This is a genomic window from Halobellus captivus, assembly GCF_003697845.1.
Taxonomy (GTDB): Archaea; Halobacteriota; Halobacteria; order Halobacteriales; family Haloferacaceae; genus Halorubrum; species Halorubrum glutamatedens.
Window position 1 is genome coordinate 93350 of sequence record NZ_RDQE01000002.1, and the last position, 14543, is coordinate 107892.

Consider the following 14543-nt stretch of genomic DNA (forward strand, 5'->3'; position numbering starts at 1 on the left):
ACGGGAGAAGTGAGCGACCGAGACCGGACTCACCGAACCTCGTCCGCCCGCTCCACGAGCTCCGCGACCCGATCGGGGTCGACCGGCGCGGTCGTCTCGCCGCCCTCCTTCAGCGCGGTCCCGACGATGACGCCGTCCGCGACGCCGAGGATCTCGCCGATCGTGTCGGGGCGGACGCCGCTGCCGACGAACACCGGCGTGTCGAGCCCGTGCCGTTCGCGCTCGGCGACGACCGCCTCCAGCGCGCCGTCGTCGACCGCGTGTCCGGTTCCCGACCCCGAGGCGATCACGGCGTCCGCGAGGCCGCGTTCCGCGGTGTCCGCGAACGACTCCGCGGAGTATCCCGCCGGAGTGAGCGGCGCCGAGTGTTTCACGTCGGTGTCGGCGAAGATTCCGACGTCGACGCCGAGCCGCTCGCGGAGTCGGATCGTCCCGTGGGCGCGTCCCTCGACGATCCCCTGGTCCGTGACGCGCGCGCCCGTGTGAACGTTCACGCGGACGAACTCCGCCCCGACCGCGGCCGCGACGGAGACGGCCGCCTCGGCGTCGTTCCGGAGGACGTTGATCCCGAGTGGTAGGTCGACCGCGGCCGCGACCTCGGTCGCCGCACGGGTCGTCGCCGCGACCGTGTGTTTCGGCACGTCGTCCGGGTAGAACGGGGCGTCGCCGAAGTTCTCGATCATCAGACCGTCGACGCCGCCCGCCTCGAGTCTCGTCGCGTCGCTCACGGCGCGCTCGACGGCCGCGTCCATCGCGACCGCGCCGTCGTCGGGCGCGGCCGGCGCGCCCGGGAGCGCGGGCAGGTGTATCATGCCGATCACCGGCGCGTCCGTGCCGAACGTGGAGTCGAGGTTCACGCGTCTCCCGAGGAGTGCCCCCGTTTTAATGCCCTCGTCGTGCGGGCCGACTGCGGCTCGTCGTCCCCCTCGCACGGAAGCTACAAACCCCTCCGAGACCAACGGTAGCTCATGACATCCTCGCTCGCCGACGAGCCGGTGGAGCCGTCCGCGGAGGACGACGAGCCGCTGACGCCGGGAGAGTACGCCGACCACCTCGACGAGCTCGGCGACGCCTGGGAAGTGGTCGAGGAACACCACCTCGAGGCGACGTACGCCTTCGAGGACTTCGCGAGCGCGCTCGCGTTCACGAACGACGTGGGCGAGCTCGCGGAGGCGGAGTGGCACCACCCCGATATCCACCTCTCGTGGGGGGAGGTCCGCATCGAGATGTGGAGCCACGACATCGACGGCCTCCACCGGTCCGACTTCGTGATGGCCGCACGGATGGACCGGATCTACGACGAGTACGGCGAGGCGTGACGTCCGGCCGGGAAGACCGGCGGAGCGAGCCGGAGTCGGTCAACGAACGCCTTTAAATCCCTCCCGGAGAAACGGAGGGCAATGAGCGACAACGTCTTTCTCGTCCCGATCGACCCGGAGAACTTCGATCGAACCGTTCGGTCCACGGTCGATCTCGACGAGTACGACGACCGGCCGGAGCCGCTCGCGGACGTCGAGGAGGCGCGGCTGTGGGCCGTCGACGACGACAGCGGGAACGGCTCGACCTTCGACCGAATGGAGTCTGGCGACCTCCTCCTCTTCTATCACGACGGCGAGTACGTCGCCACCGGACGGGTGGGCGAGACGTTCACCGACGATGACCGCTGGGTCAGCGGCACGTTCTGGACCGCGTTCCCGACCACGCGGGTGTACACGGTCGAATCGTTCGCGCCGGTCTCGGTCCCCAAACGCGGCGTCAATCGCATCTTCGACTACTCCGCGTCGTACACGCCGGGGTTCATGCGCGTCGCCGACGCCCGGGTCACTCGCGACCTGTCCACGATCGAGACCGCCCTCGACGCCTACACCAAGCGGAACGCCGAGGCATAGGCGGACGGACCGAACGTTTTCGGTCGCCGCCGATCGCCGCGGGACAGCGTGACGCTCCGTCGATCGTCCCGTCGATCCCTCCGAACGGCCACAGCTCCCGGATCGACGGTCTCGAGACCGCTCGAACCGGATTAACTCGAGTTAATTCGGGACGAACCGGGCGAAGCGATTGGATCATTGAAGCCCGTGGACGATCGAGGGGCAGTCGCAATGAACGTCATTCGAACCGCGCTCCTCGGAGCGCTCGCCGCGGTCGTACTGATCGGAACCGGCGTCGCGGCCGGCGGCGTCGCGGCGGCCGGACCGAACGCACCGGGCGACGTCGGCCCGAACGCGGCCGCCGGCGACGACGCCGGGCCGCCGAGCGACCTGCCGGGACCCGTCCCGGACTTCGTGGGCGACCTCCTGGACGCGATCGACGGCTTCCTCTCGGGCGAGATCGGAAACCTCGGCGACGCGGTGAGCGACCTCGCCGGTAACGCCGCCGGCGGCGACGGGGGTGTCTGAGATGGGCGATCGACTCGATCGACTCGCGATCGGTCGTCGTGACTACCTCCGCGCGACCGGTGCCGCCGCGCTCGGGACCGCCGGGATCGCCGGCTGCGTCGGCCGCGCGACCGGCACGCTCGCGACGTCCGTCACCGACCAGCCGGCCGACATCGGCGACTTCGAGTCGCTCGTCGTCACGATCGACGGGGTCTGGATAGGGCCGGAGGGCGGTGACGGGGACGGCGAGGACGGAGAGGACGAGGCCGAAGACGACGAGGCCGAAGACGACGAGAACACCACCGGGACCGATACCGGTGGAAGTGACGCGGAAAACGGCACCGAAACCGATGACGGCGAGGGCGACGACGCCGACGAGGACGAGCCGCAGGGACGCGAGTATCACGAGTTCGACGAGCCACAGGAGGCCGACCTCGTCCAGTTACAGGGCGAGGAGACGCAGCTGATCGACGAGCGCGAGCTGGCGATCGGGACCTATCCGTACCTCCAGCTCGACGTCTCCGGAACCGACGCGACCCTCGCGGAGGGCGGCGAGGCGACCGTCGAACTGCCCGGGAACGCGCCGCTCACCTTCAACCAGGAGTTCGAGATCAGAGAGGACTCGGTCACGAGCTTCACCGCCGACTTCGCGCCGGTGAAACGCGGGGACGGGACGTACCTGCTCCGGCCCGTGCCACGAGGCATCGAGGTGAGCTACGACGAGGACGGCGAGTAGCGCGAACCGACCCTCACTCGGGGAACACCTTCCCGGGGTTGAGCGTCCCGTGGGGGTCGAGCGCGTCCTTGATCGCGCGCATCGCCTCGACGCCGGTCTCGCCGTGTTCGACCGGGAGGAACTCGCGTTTTCCCTGGCCGATCCCGTGCTCGCCGGTGGCGGTCCCGCCGAGATCTATCGCCTCGGTGACGATCGACTCGTAGATCTCGTGGGCCTCGGCGACGGCACCCTCCTCGTCGGGGTCGACGAGCACGTCGAAGTGGACGTTGCCGTCGCCGGCGTGGCCGAACGTCGGGATCGGCGCGTCGTGGGCGTCGGCCACCTCGTGGACGTGCGCGACGATGCTCGAGAAGGAGCCGATCGGCACCGCGACGTCGCCGGCGTGGAGCGACTCCAGTTCGGGGTAGTACGCTCGGACCGCGTCCGCGAGCTCGTGGCGCGGCTTCCAGACCTCGTCGGGGTCGGTCTCGCCGTCGAGGAGGACCTCGACCGGGTCGTGTGCGTCGAGTATCGCTCGGGCGAACTCGATCTCCTGCTCGAGGCCGTGGTCGGCCTGGAACTCCAGGAAGAGCGTCGGCCCCTCGGGCAGGTCGGAGCCCACGTAGTCGTTGACCATCCGGGCGCTCAGCTCGTCGACGAGCTCCACGGCGCTCACGTCGACGCCCGAGCCGACGAGGTCCGCCGCGGCGGCGGTCGCGTCGTCGAGCGTCCCGAACGTCGCCCGGCCGACCCGCGTCCGCTCGGGCCGCCCGGCGAGCGAGAGCGTCGCCCGGGTCACCACGCCGAGGGTGCCCTCGCTGCCGACGACCAGGTCCCGGAGGTCGTACCCCGAGGAGGTCTTCTCGGCCCGCGTCCCTGCCGTGAACACGGAGCCGTCGGCGAGGACGACCTCGATCTCGCGCACCCAGTCGCCCACCTTCCCGTACTTGACGGTCCGCTTCCCGCTGGCGTTCGTCGCGATCATCCCGCCGATCGTCGCCATGTCGCCGGAGGTCGGCAGCGGCGGGAAGAAGAGGCCGTGGGCGGCGACCGCCTCGTCGACGTCGGCCCCGATGACGCCGGGATCGACGTCGACCTGTCGGTCCTCGGGGCGCACGTCCAGAACCGCGTCCATCCGGGTCAGGTCGAGGCTGATCCCGCCGCGGGCGGGGACCGCGTTGCCCTCGATCCCCGTGCCGGCCGCGAAGGGCGTGACCGGGATCCCCCGTTCGGTCGCGGCCGCGAGGACCTCGGACACCTCGGCGGTCGACTCCGGCCAGACGACGACGTCGGGCGGGGAGGCGTCCGCGAGCGCGGTGCCCCAGTCGGTTCCGTGGTGGTCGCGGTCGGCGTCCGTCCTCGACACCTGATCCGGCGAGAGTATCGACCGGAGAAACGACGCGTCGGTCATGCGAGAGCCTGGCGAGTGACGGGCAAAAAGGTAGCGGCCCCTCCGACGACGGGGCAGTCGGCGTGTCGCGTTACGCCTCCCAGAACCGGCTCTCGTCGAGGCGATCGATCGCGCGGCCGATCGTCTCCTCGTTCCGCGAGAAGGTGAACCGGACCCATTCCTCCCCGTCGTCGGTGTAGAAGCTGCTCCCGGGGACCGCGGCGACGCCCGCCTCGCGGATGAGCCGGAAACAGAACTCCGTGTCGTCCTCGTCGGTCGGGTACCGCGTCAGCATGTAGTAGGCCCCGTCCGGTTTCACGGGGTCGAGCCCCACCGACCGAAGGCCGTCGTACAGCTGTTCCCGCCGGCGCTCGTAGGAGTCGGACAGCTCCTCGTAGTAGCTATCGGGCAGCGAGAGTGCCTCGACGCCGGCGTGCTGGAAGGGGGTCGGCGCGCAGATGCTCGTGTAGTCGTGGAACTTCCGCAGCTCCGCCGAGAGCGGCTCGGGTGCGAGCACGAACCCGACGCGCCACCCCGTGACCGAGTACGTCTTCGACATCCCGGTACAGACGACGGTCCGCTCGGCGAGGCCGTCGACCGTCACCGGGCTCCGGTAGTGGTCCGCGTAGACGATGTGCTCGTAGATCTCGTCGGTGATCACGATCAGGTCCTCCGCGACGGCGACCTCCGCGATCAGCTCGAGCTCGTCCGGCGTGAACACCTTCCCGGTCGGGTTGTGCGGGTGGTTCAAGACCAGGATCGACGCGTCCGCGGCGGCCTCGCGGAGCGCGCCCTCCTCGACGGCCAGCCCGTCGGTGATGTCGATCGGGATCGGCTGCCCCTCGGCGAACTGGACGCCGGGGATGTAACTCTCGTAGGTCGGCTCGAAGTAGACGACGCCGTCGCCGGGGTCACACAGCGCCAGGAGCGAGGACATGAGGCCCTCGCTCGTGCCGCTCGTGACGGTGACCTCCGTCTCCGGGTCGTACTCGATCCCCTTCCAGTCGGCGTAGCGTTCGGAGACCGCCTCCCGGAGCGCCGGCAGTCCCCAGGTGATGGTGTACTGGCTGTCCGTGTCGACCGCCTCCTTGGCCGCTCGCTTGACCGACGGCGGCGTCTCGTCCTCGTCCGGGATCCCCTGTGAGAGGTTGATCGCCTCGTGACGGTGCGCCTCGCGAGTCATCTCCCTGATGACCGACTCGTTCATTCCACCGACGCGGCGGCTCCCGAGCGACCGATCGAACGCGTTTCCGAAGGTCATACCTCCGCTATCGAGGCGAGTATAAAAACGGACCCGGTTTCGGAGCCATCGAACCCGGTCGATGATGACATTCGACGGACTGCGGCCATCTGAGTTATCCGATGTCCCGCTTCCCGGTACGTTTATTTGCGCGGATCGAAGTTGATCCTTCGTGATGGAGTACGAAGCACACGAGCTAGCGACGGAGAGGAAACATGCGTAAACTGACCGACGGATCGACGAGCCTGAACCGCCGTCGCTTCCTTCAGGGAGCGGCGACGACGGGCGTCGCGGCCGCGGCCGGGTGTCTCGGCGGCGACGGCGGGGGCGACCGGGTTCCCATGGACGTCACGGAGTGGCCGCCCGAGGACCTGGAGTCGAACCTGAACCTGTGGAACTGGTACGACTCGTGGGCCGAGTACGCCATCGACGCCTTCGGCGACGAGTTCGACGTCGACGTGAGCAACTCCGGCTACTCCTCGGCCGACCAGTGGTACTCACAGCTCCAGGCCGGCAACGACGAGATAGACAACATCGCCGCGACGACGAACTGGGTCGAGCGGTCCATCGAGAACGACTTCCTCCACGAACTTCCGGTCGACGTCATGCCGGCGTGGGAGAACATCAGCGACCGCGTCAAGGACGCGAGTTCGTACCAGCAGGACGGCTCGGTGTACGGGATCCCCGAGGCGTTGGTCTTGTACCCGCTCACGTACAACGATGAGTACTTCGACTCGGCACCCGACTCCTGGGGCGTCCTCTGGGACGAGGAACACGAGGGCGACCTCTGTATGTGGGACAACGCCACCGTCTCCTGTCAGATCGCCGCGCTCTACACCGGACAGGACCCGATCCAGCCCGACGACTACGACGAGATCGAGGAGGTCCTGATCCAGCAGAAGCCGCTCCTCCAGACCTACTGGGGCGACTACCAGCAGGGGATGAGCCTCTTCGTCAACGAGGACGTCGTGGCGGGGCCGCTCACGATGGGTCGGACCTACACGGCGCGGTTCCAGGAGGGCGCGCCGGTCCATTACACCGCCCCACAGGAGGGCGCGATGTACACGAGCGACCTCTTCGTGATCCCGCAGGGCGCGCCGAACCCGATCGCGAGCCTCCAGTTCACCAACTGGGCGAGCGAGACGGAGCACGCGGCCCAGCTGTTCGAGACCATGGGCTACCAGCCCGCCGTCGACATCAGCGACGAGCTCTCCGAGGAGGACGCCGAGTTCACGAACTGGCCGGACGAGTGGGACCTCGTCTTCTCGGAGACGCTCTCCGACGAGGTCCGCTCGCGATACGACGAGATCTGGACGGCAGTCAAGGCCGCGTAGAATGTCGTTGCTGCGCGTCCGCGGGTTAACGAAGGAGTTCGGCGACCTGGTCGCCGTCGACGACGTGGACTTCGACGTCGAGGACGGCGAGTTCGTCTCGATCCTCGGCCCCAGCGGGTCCGGGAAGTCGACGGTGCTCCGGATGGTCGCGGGGTTCGAGGAACCTACGGAGGGTGAGATCGCCCTCGACGACGTCGGGATCGTGGGGTCGCCGCCGTTCGAGCGCGACGTGAACATGGTGTTTCAGGACCTCGCGTTGTTTCCGCACCTCACAGTCGCCGAGAACATCGGCTACGGCCTGAAACAGTCGGGCGTCCCGGCCGACGAGCGGCGCGAGCGGACCGAGGACATGCTGGAGATGGTCCGACTGGAGGGCTACGGCGACCGCACTCCGTCGGAGCTCTCCGGCGGGGAACAACAGCGCGTCGCGCTCGCCCGCGCGCTCGTCAACGAGCCGGCGCTCGTGCTGTTCGACGAGCCGCTCTCCTCGCTCGACCGCAAGCTCCGCCAGCACATGCAGGGCGAGCTTCAGCGGATCCAACTCGAGACGGACACGACGTTCCTCTACGTCACCCACGACCAGGAGGTCGCGCTCGCGGTCTCCGACCGGCTCGTCGTCCTCGACGACGGCCGGATCCAACAGGTCGGGACAGTCGAGGAGCTCTACGAGGCGCCCGAGAGCCGGTTCGTCGCCGACTTCATCGGCGACGTCAACGCCGTGGAGGGACGCGTCACCGCCGTCGAGGACGACGGGATCGCCATCAACACGGGCGACGAAGCGGTCACCGTTCCCCGTACCACGGCCGAGGAAGTCGCGGTCGACGATGCCGTCGACGTCTGCATCCGGCCGTTCCAGGTGCGCGTCGAATCCGCCGACGCCGACGGTTCCGACGCCGACGCTCCCGCCGACACCGACGGGACGTTCTCGACGACCGGGGTCGTACGGAGCCGGAGCTACCAGGGGAGCGACTCGCAGTACGGGATCGAGACGGACCGGTGGGGACGCCTGTCCGCGGAGGTCCGGTCCGCCTCCTTCGAGATCGACGACCGCGTCACGGTCGCGTGGGACGCCGCGGACGTCCACGTCTACCGTCGTGACGGGGACGGTTCGCCCGGCGGGGACGGAGGGTCCTGATGCCGGAGTCGCCGTCCTCGACCGACGAGCCCGCCGACGGATCCGGGGACGAGCTCGCCACGGATGGGGGCTCCACGGCCGGCGTCGACGGTCGGATGAGCGGTCTCACGACCTACCTCCGGGAACGCCCGCGGCTCCGAACGCTCGCGATCGCCGGGCCGCCGTACGGGATCCTGGTGCTCTTCTTCGCGATCCCGCTTCTCGCGATGCTCGTCGTCTCCTTTCAGGCCGACCAGATCGGCGGGGCGTGGACGCTGCACAACTACACCGACTTTCTCACCTCGGAGACGTACCTCACGGTGGTCTGGCGGACGTTCCTGATCAGCGTCCAGGTGACGGCGATCGTGGCGGCCGTCGGATACGCGCTGGCGTACAGCATCGTTCGGTTCTCCCGGCGGACGACGCTGCTTCTGCTGCTCGTCATCCTGCCGTTCTGGACCAGCTACATCATCCGGATGTACGCGTGGATCAACATCCTCCAGAGCGACGGGGTCCTGGACTCGCTGCTGGACCTCGCCGGACTGCCGGCGCTGGGGCTGTTGTACACCGACACGGCCGTCCTCATCGGCTTCACCTACGTCTGGTTGCCGCTCGCGGTGTTGCCGTTTTACGCCTCGTTGACCAACCTCGACGGAGACCTCATCGAGGCATCGAAGGACCTCGGGGCGGGGCCGATCCGGACGTTCCTCTCGGTCACGCTCCCGATGACCATAAACGGGGTGGTGACCGGCATCGTCCTCGTCTTCATCCCCACCTTCGGCTCGTTCATCACGCCGCGGCTGCTCGGCGGGACGAACAACATCATGATCGGGATGGTGATAGAGAACCAGTTCAAGAGCGCCTTCAACTGGCCGTTCGGCGCGGCCATCGGGATGGTGATCTCGGTCGTCGTCGTGGCGCTTCTGGTGGTCGCGATGCGTCTCGGCGGCGGGCTCTTCGGCGCCGGAGGTGAGACGGCGTGAGCGCCATCGACCGGGTCACGGACCCGCTCGAGCGGTTCACGCAGGCACACGCCGCCCGCATGGCCGCCGCCGTGATCGTCTCGGTGATCGCGTTCCTCTGGTTGCCGATCGGCGTGCTCGTGTTCATGTCGTTCGCCGACGGCGGCGTGTTGTCGTTCCCGCCGGACGAGCTCACGCTCCGGTGGTACCGCGAGTTCCTGACGAACGACGCCGCGATCGACGCCATCGTCACGACGCTCACCATCTCGATCCCCGCGACGGGGATCACGGTCGCGCTGTCGACGATGATCGCGTACGCGATCGACCGGTACGTCTTCCCCGGGCGGAGCTGGCTCCAGCTTCTGGCCACGCTCCCGATCATCGTCCCGCTCGTGGTGACCGGGGTCGCCATGGTGTTGTTCTTCAAGGGGACCCTCGGACTCCCGGACTACGTGGCGGTGGTGATCGCCCACGTGATCCGGACCGTCCCGTTCGCGACGCTCGTCATCCTGCCGACGTTCCTCTCGTTCGACAGGGGACTCGAGGAGGCCTCGAAGGACCTCGGCGCGGACGAGTTCGAGACGTTCCGGCAGGTCACGCTGCCGAACGTCTTCCCGGGGGTCGTCGCGGGCGGTCTGCTCGCGTTTACCCTCTCGTTCAACGAGTTCGTCTACACCTACTTCGTGAAGGGGTCGGGCGATCCCACCCTTCCGGTGTACATCTGGAACCAGATCCGGTACAACGTGACGCCCGAGGTGAACGTGATCAGCGTGGTCTTCCTCGCGGTGGCGGTGTCGATGGTGCTCGCGGCCGTCTCGATCACGCGAGTCGAACTGATCGCACAGCGCTGACGCCGGGCCGAGGCTCGAGCGTCACCGCGTGCTCCGGCGACGGGACGTTTTTGCCCCTCGCCGTCACAGGACCGGTATGGATCCACCGGACGCGGCGCTTTTCGGCATCGCCGCGGTCGTCGCGGCGACCGTGGTCGGTGCGGTGGTCATCGCCGGCCTGCTCTTCGGGTTCGACGAGTCCGTTCTCCGTCCCTTCGCGCTGCTCGCGGCGGAGCCGTTCGCGTGGATCGTCGTCGCCGCGCTGATCGTCGCCGTCGTCGGCCACGCGTACATCGACTGAGGTGCCCCGTAGGCGGACGGACCTCGTGCCGTTTGCCGTTTTCTGTACTATCATGCCCCTCAGTGTGATCGGTGAAGGACGTGCAAACGATTCCCGGCCACCGAGTCCGATTCGGCGAGCTCGCCGGCTCGCTCGTCCACGGTGCGACGTTCTTCGACTGGTCGTTGATATCCACGCAGGAGATGACTGAAGCGTTCGATCACTCCTTTCAGGAGATCCTCGCCGCCGACGGCATCCCGTACGCACCGGTCGTCGCCGGTACCTCCGTCACCCGCTATCCCGCCGTTGGCGACGTCGTTACCGTCGACACGGTGCCGGTGAACGTCGGCGACTCCAGCGTGGAGTTGCTCTACGAGATCGATAACGGCGACGGTGAACGGCTGGCCACGGCACGAATAGTTCACGTGACGATCGCGGGAGACGGATCCGCGCTGCCGTTGCCCGAGCAGACCCGCTCGGACTTCGCCGACGCGTCCGTCGATCGCGACCCCGACGTCGGGCCCGGAACGGGGACCGACACGGGCGGGGAGACGCCCACGTTTTCGTCGTCGTTCCGGATCCATAGCCCCCACATCGAGGGGGCGGATCTGGCGTACTTCGAGGAGTATCCACGGTTCGCCGACATCGCGCTCGAACGGTTCCTCGACGAACGGGGAACCAGTCTCGCCGAATTACGCGGCGACAAGGAGCCCTACCGCATCCGTGACTGGAAGTGGGAGTTCAAAGCGCCCGTCCGATTCGACTCGACGCTGCACGTGAACTGTGACGTGATGGCGGTCGAGCGTGACACGATCCGGGTCGCACACGAACTGTCCAGTAACGGCCGGACCAACATCGAAGGAGTCACCGAATACGGATGTTTCGACCGGACCGGCGAGTCGGTCCCGTTCGATGACGCCATGCTGACTCCGTTCCGCTGAACCGGGGCGCTAAGTCCCCTTCCTCAACGAGCGGCGACCGACGACAGGGTCCCCTTTGCCGAGTCCAAGTGGACGTCAGAGCCGGTCGGACGGGAGTTCGTCGACGACCTCCGGAATGAAACAGACACGTCCAGTGGGGGCCGAACCCTCGGAGCGAACGGTTCGCGTCGGTTTCGATGAGCGGGGTCGTGGACGGACTCGACCGGGAGCTAGACGACACGTGGTCGCTGTTCGACACGAGCGATCCGGACCGAACCCCCACAGAACCGATCGGGTTTGAGCGTACGGTTTTCCGGCCGTACCACCTGACACTCTCGTCGTCGTTTTCTGAAGGGATTTTATATACTCCCCACTACCTGTATTCGATAATGAGCGACTCGTCGGACGACTATACACTCGAAGATGCGAGAGACGAAGTCGGAATTCTCCACCGTGTAACCGACGACGTCGTCGAAGGGATCCGGAACGCGGGGAGCGAAGACGTACTGGAGTTTTTGATCGAAGACGAGAGACTCGACGTGGTCCACGACGGAGAGCGTGGTTTGGGTCAGGTCCGACGTGCCGTACTGGAGTCCCCGCTGGCCTCAGACCGCCTCAAGCGCGTCGTGAGTCTTCGCGGTGACGAAACGCCCGAGGAGATACTCGTTCCGAACGACGTGGAGCGCAACGCCAAGGTCGCGCTCGACGCCGGGAAGCCGGTCGTCCTGTACGGGCCGACCGGCACGGGGAAGACGACCTTCGCCAAGCAGCTCGCACGTGAGACCGGCATCGGGTACACCCTCAACACCGCGACGCCCTCGTGGACGCCGTCGGACATCATCGGGGGGATCAGTCCGGACTACACCGGCGACTCGCTAAGCTACCGGACGAAACTCGGGTGCGTGTCCGAAGCCGTTCAGCGTGCTCGCCGGTTCGACGTCGAGTACGGCGTCATCCTCGACGAGATCACCCGGGCGGACATCTCGAAGATCTTCGGCCCGCTGTACACCGCCATCGAGAACCCCCATCAGACCATCTTCGAGACCGACGAGGGCGAGACCATCGAACTGGACGAGCGGGTGAACATCATCTGTACGATGAACATGTCTGACCGGACAGTGAACGAACTCGACAACGCGATCACCCGGCGGTTCGCCATGATCGAACTCGACGAGTACGAGGAGGACAAGCGCCGACAGCTGTTCAAGGACTGGATCACCACACACGTCACCGACCACACGGACCTCGGCGAAAGCGAGATCCTCCGCCTGTTCGAGCGGGACTACCGGGGGATCAACCACGGCCACGAATCGACGTCACAAGGGTCGATCATGCGCTTCGGCCCGATGCATTACCGCGACGTCGCCGTCTTCCTCGGCGTCGGCTGTCGAGAAGGCGGGGAGTACGAGTACGACCAGACCGACGCGGTCGGACAGGCGTTCCGGACGTACATCGTTCCGCGACTCCTGAACGCCGCCGCGTTCCCGCAGATCGAGCGCATCGCGGAACACTACCGCGCGATGAACGGCGAGTTCGAGGAGTTCGATCTCGCACCGGCGGCAGAGTTGGCCGAACGCGAACTCGAACAGGAGCGACGCCAGATGGGCTCCTACGAGTAATGAGCACCGTTGACGAAGTCTACGAGTACGGGCAGGACACCTTCAACGTCCCCGAGCGCGGGGAGATCCGGATAGAGGGCTGTCCGTCGTCCATCGGGGACCAGCTTCGTCGCGCTTCGTTCACGCAGCAGAGTCCCGGCGTCTTCACGAAGAGTCAGGCGGCACTCGACGGCGAGCAGGAGTACGAGGTCGTCACGGTCACCGTAGACGGCGACGAGAACGAGATACTCCACGTCGAGGCGACGGACATCATCGGCGTCGTGAGCCTCACGCCGTCGTCGAAGGTGCAGGTCGATCCGAAGATCGACTGGGAGCACATCTTCGATATGCTCCTGGCGGTCTACGATCAGAACCGCTCCATCGAGTACCACGGGATCCCGCTCCGGGACTTCCTCTCCGACGACATCCATCTCGACGACGTGTTCGTCGTGCTGGCGATCAACTACCTCGATGGGTTGGAGACGATACACCGGCAGGGGTACATCCGCGACCTGGTCATCCGACGCCTCGACAGTCTCGACGGTCGGGGTGAGATCGACGTCGAGCAGACCCTACTGAATCACGCTCGCGGGACGCTGGAGCCACACTGGATCCGCAACGAGACCGAGTACGACAACGCCGCGAACTCGCTGCTCCACTTCGCCGGAAAGACGCTGCTTCGGCTCTTCCGGCAGAACTCCCACGAGAACGACCACCCCGCGTACGACCGCATCTTCTCGGAAGTTCACCGAGAGGTGGAGCGCCTGGAGAGCATGGGTGTCAGCAGCGGGTTGGACCGGATGGACGCGTATCGACGCCTGTCGCTCAGCGACCTCCCGAAGCAGCGACGGTACTACCGGAAGGCGTTCGACGTCGCCAAGGCGGTGATGTCGTCGTCGCTCGGCCAGCAACTCCGTGACGGCCCGCGAGAACTCGTGGTGGACTACGTCCTGAATATGGAGTCGCTGTTCGAGCAGTACTCGCAGGTCGTCATCGAGCGCGAGCTCTCGTACATCAAGTCCTACGACCACCTCGGCGACCTCGACGACGTGACGCCCGTCCGGTCACCGTCCGTGAACCCGTTCGCGGGTGAGGGCCAGATCTACCACGAACCGGACCACGCGGTACAGGAGGGCGACGAGACGCTGGCTGTGCTGGACTCGAAGTACTACGCGGAAGGCCACGACCCGGTGAAGGAGTCGCCGTCCCGGTCGCGGCTGTTCAGCTACGCCTACCTCCTTCACTCCGATCGGCTCGCGTTCCTGTGTCCGCTTCTCGAACCGAGGCGTCGTCGGGTCACCCAGACCGGTGCCGAACTGCATATCGTCTCTCCCGAGCAGGAGTTCACCCTGGAAGAATACGGTGACGTCATCCAGAGGTACCTACACGAGGTACTCGTCACGGGATCACCCGAACTCGAAGCGTTCCGCGCCGTCGCGGAGAACCGACTGTGCCTCGACGGTATCGAAGAAGCGGAGCTGAGCGACGCGAAGTCGATGAGCGGTCCGTTCACCTTCAAGGACGCTCGGGACTTCTCGCTACGCGTACTCAAGGCTGCTGCCGACGAACATTCGTGGGAGGTCCGCAATCGGTACGACTTAGAGCAAGACGGTGACTGGACGCGAGAACAAATCGAGACGCGCTGTGAACAGCGCTACGAGCATACGACGACGTGCGTGCCGGTGTTCTGTCGTGACCACGGGCAAGAGTGGATCGACCTCTACTTCCTCCAGAACGGATCCGGTGAGGTGGAGAAAGAAGGGCCCCTGAAGCTGTTATAGCGTG

At 66.7% G+C, this 14543-nt stretch carries 15 protein-coding genes; 12 read left to right on the forward strand and 3 right to left on the reverse strand.

The genetic code is table 11. The features are described from left to right. Positions 1-29 precede the first annotated feature (29 nt). Entirely contained in the window at positions 30-857 is an 828-nt protein-coding gene (locus EAO78_RS02520) for a BtpA/SgcQ family protein (RefSeq protein ID WP_122104292.1), read from the reverse strand. Between the two features lie 111 nt (positions 858-968). On the opposite strand from EAO78_RS02520, the gene EAO78_RS02525 reads away from it, so the two are divergent. The 4 genes from EAO78_RS02525 to EAO78_RS02540 all read left to right on the forward strand — a co-directional run bounded on the left by EAO78_RS02525 (position 969) and on the right by EAO78_RS02540 (position 3111). Further along, positions 969-1319, forward strand: coding sequence for a 4a-hydroxytetrahydrobiopterin dehydratase (locus tag EAO78_RS02525; protein ID WP_122104293.1), 351 nt, complete (start codon positions 969-971; stop codon positions 1317-1319). A gap of 81 nt (positions 1320-1400) precedes the next feature. Next, entirely contained in the window at positions 1401-1889 is a 489-nt protein-coding gene (locus EAO78_RS02530; RefSeq protein WP_122104294.1) for a hypothetical protein, read from the forward strand. A gap of 210 nt (positions 1890-2099) precedes the next feature. Next, complete coding sequence (locus EAO78_RS02535) at positions 2100-2396, forward strand: hypothetical protein (RefSeq protein WP_122104295.1); 297 nt, start codon at positions 2100-2102, stop codon at positions 2394-2396. Between the two features lies 1 nt (position 2397). Then, positions 2398-3111, forward strand: a complete 714-nt coding sequence (locus tag EAO78_RS02540) for a DUF4382 domain-containing protein (RefSeq protein ID WP_122104296.1) — start codon at positions 2398-2400, stop codon at positions 3109-3111. Between the two features lie 13 nt (positions 3112-3124). Here the strand turns inward: EAO78_RS02540 and EAO78_RS02545 are convergent, their stop codons facing one another. Both EAO78_RS02545 and EAO78_RS02550 read right to left on the reverse strand, forming a co-directional pair. Then, positions 3125-4501, reverse strand: coding sequence for an FAD-binding oxidoreductase (locus EAO78_RS02545; RefSeq protein ID WP_122104297.1), 1377 nt, complete (start codon positions 4499-4501; stop codon positions 3125-3127). Positions 4502-4571: 70 nt separating this feature from the next. Next, complete coding sequence (locus EAO78_RS02550; protein ID WP_122104298.1) at positions 4572-5741, reverse strand: pyridoxal phosphate-dependent aminotransferase; 1170 nt, start codon at positions 5739-5741, stop codon at positions 4572-4574. Between the two features lie 194 nt (positions 5742-5935). Between EAO78_RS02550 and EAO78_RS02555 the strand changes: the two genes are divergently transcribed. The 8 genes from EAO78_RS02555 (at position 5936) to EAO78_RS02590 (ending at position 14539) form a co-directional block, all read left to right on the forward strand. Continuing rightward, the gene (locus EAO78_RS02555) at positions 5936-7054 is read left to right on the forward strand and encodes an ABC transporter substrate-binding protein (protein WP_122104299.1); all 1119 of its coding nucleotides are present in this window, start codon (positions 5936-5938) and stop codon (positions 7052-7054) included. 1 nt (position 7055) lies between these two features. After that, on the forward strand, positions 7056-8189 hold the full coding sequence (locus tag EAO78_RS02560; protein WP_122104300.1) for an ABC transporter ATP-binding protein: 1134 nt from the start codon (positions 7056-7058) through the stop codon (positions 8187-8189). Then, positions 8189-9151 carry an ABC transporter permease gene (locus EAO78_RS02565; protein WP_238987603.1) on the forward strand — a complete coding sequence of 321 codons (963 nt, stop codon included), beginning with the start codon at positions 8189-8191 and terminating at the stop codon, positions 9149-9151. The genes EAO78_RS02560 and EAO78_RS02565 overlap by 1 nt, the downstream gene beginning before the upstream one ends. Then, positions 9148-9981: an ABC transporter permease gene (locus tag EAO78_RS02570; RefSeq protein WP_238987604.1), complete on the forward strand. Its 834-nt coding sequence runs from the start codon at positions 9148-9150 to the stop codon at positions 9979-9981. The genes EAO78_RS02565 and EAO78_RS02570 overlap by 4 nt, the downstream gene beginning before the upstream one ends. A 76-nt stretch (positions 9982-10057) precedes the next feature. Further along, positions 10058-10261 (forward strand): hypothetical protein, encoded by a 204-nt coding sequence (locus tag EAO78_RS02575; RefSeq protein ID WP_122104301.1) that lies wholly within the window; start codon positions 10058-10060, stop codon positions 10259-10261. A gap of 80 nt (positions 10262-10341) precedes the next feature. Beyond that, positions 10342-11181 carry an acyl-CoA thioesterase family protein gene (locus EAO78_RS02580; protein WP_122104525.1) on the forward strand — a complete coding sequence of 280 codons (840 nt, stop codon included), beginning with the start codon at positions 10342-10344 and terminating at the stop codon, positions 11179-11181. Positions 11182-11549: 368 nt separating this feature from the next. Then, entirely contained in the window at positions 11550-12779 is a 1230-nt protein-coding gene (locus EAO78_RS02585; protein ID WP_122104302.1) for an AAA family ATPase, read from the forward strand. Beyond that, positions 12779-14539 carry a 5-methylcytosine restriction system specificity protein McrC gene (locus EAO78_RS02590; RefSeq protein WP_122104303.1) on the forward strand — a complete coding sequence of 587 codons (1761 nt, stop codon included), beginning with the start codon at positions 12779-12781 and terminating at the stop codon, positions 14537-14539. Before EAO78_RS02585 ends, EAO78_RS02590 begins: the two co-directional genes overlap by 1 nt. Positions 14540-14543 lie beyond the last annotated feature (4 nt).

Bases quoted from the DNA above. Each gene is read 5' to 3' on its own strand.
- EAO78_RS02565 (WP_238987603.1), top strand. From the start codon at position 8,189: ATGCCGGAGTCGCCGTCCTCGACCGACGAGCCCGCCGACGGATCCGGG.
- EAO78_RS02550 (WP_122104298.1), bottom strand. From the start codon at position 5,741: ATGACCTTCGGAAACGCGTTCGATCGGTCGCTCGGGAGCCGCCGCGTC.
- EAO78_RS02585 (WP_122104302.1), top strand. From the start codon at position 11,550: ATGAGCGACTCGTCGGACGACTATACACTCGAAGATGCGAGAGACGAA.
- EAO78_RS02560 (WP_122104300.1), top strand. From the start codon at position 7,056: ATGTCGTTGCTGCGCGTCCGCGGGTTAACGAAGGAGTTCGGCGACCTG.
- EAO78_RS02575 (WP_122104301.1), top strand. From the start codon at position 10,058: ATGGATCCACCGGACGCGGCGCTTTTCGGCATCGCCGCGGTCGTCGCG.
- EAO78_RS02590 (WP_122104303.1), top strand. From the start codon at position 12,779: ATGAGCACCGTTGACGAAGTCTACGAGTACGGGCAGGACACCTTCAAC.
- EAO78_RS02535 (WP_122104295.1), top strand. From the start codon at position 2,100: ATGAACGTCATTCGAACCGCGCTCCTCGGAGCGCTCGCCGCGGTCGTA.
- EAO78_RS02545 (WP_122104297.1), bottom strand. From the start codon at position 4,501: ATGACCGACGCGTCGTTTCTCCGGTCGATACTCTCGCCGGATCAGGTG.
- EAO78_RS02525 (WP_122104293.1), top strand. From the start codon at position 969: ATGACATCCTCGCTCGCCGACGAGCCGGTGGAGCCGTCCGCGGAGGAC.
- EAO78_RS02555 (WP_122104299.1), top strand. From the start codon at position 5,936: ATGCGTAAACTGACCGACGGATCGACGAGCCTGAACCGCCGTCGCTTC.
- EAO78_RS02540 (WP_122104296.1), top strand. From the start codon at position 2,398: ATGGGCGATCGACTCGATCGACTCGCGATCGGTCGTCGTGACTACCTC.
- EAO78_RS02530 (WP_122104294.1), top strand. From the start codon at position 1,401: ATGAGCGACAACGTCTTTCTCGTCCCGATCGACCCGGAGAACTTCGAT.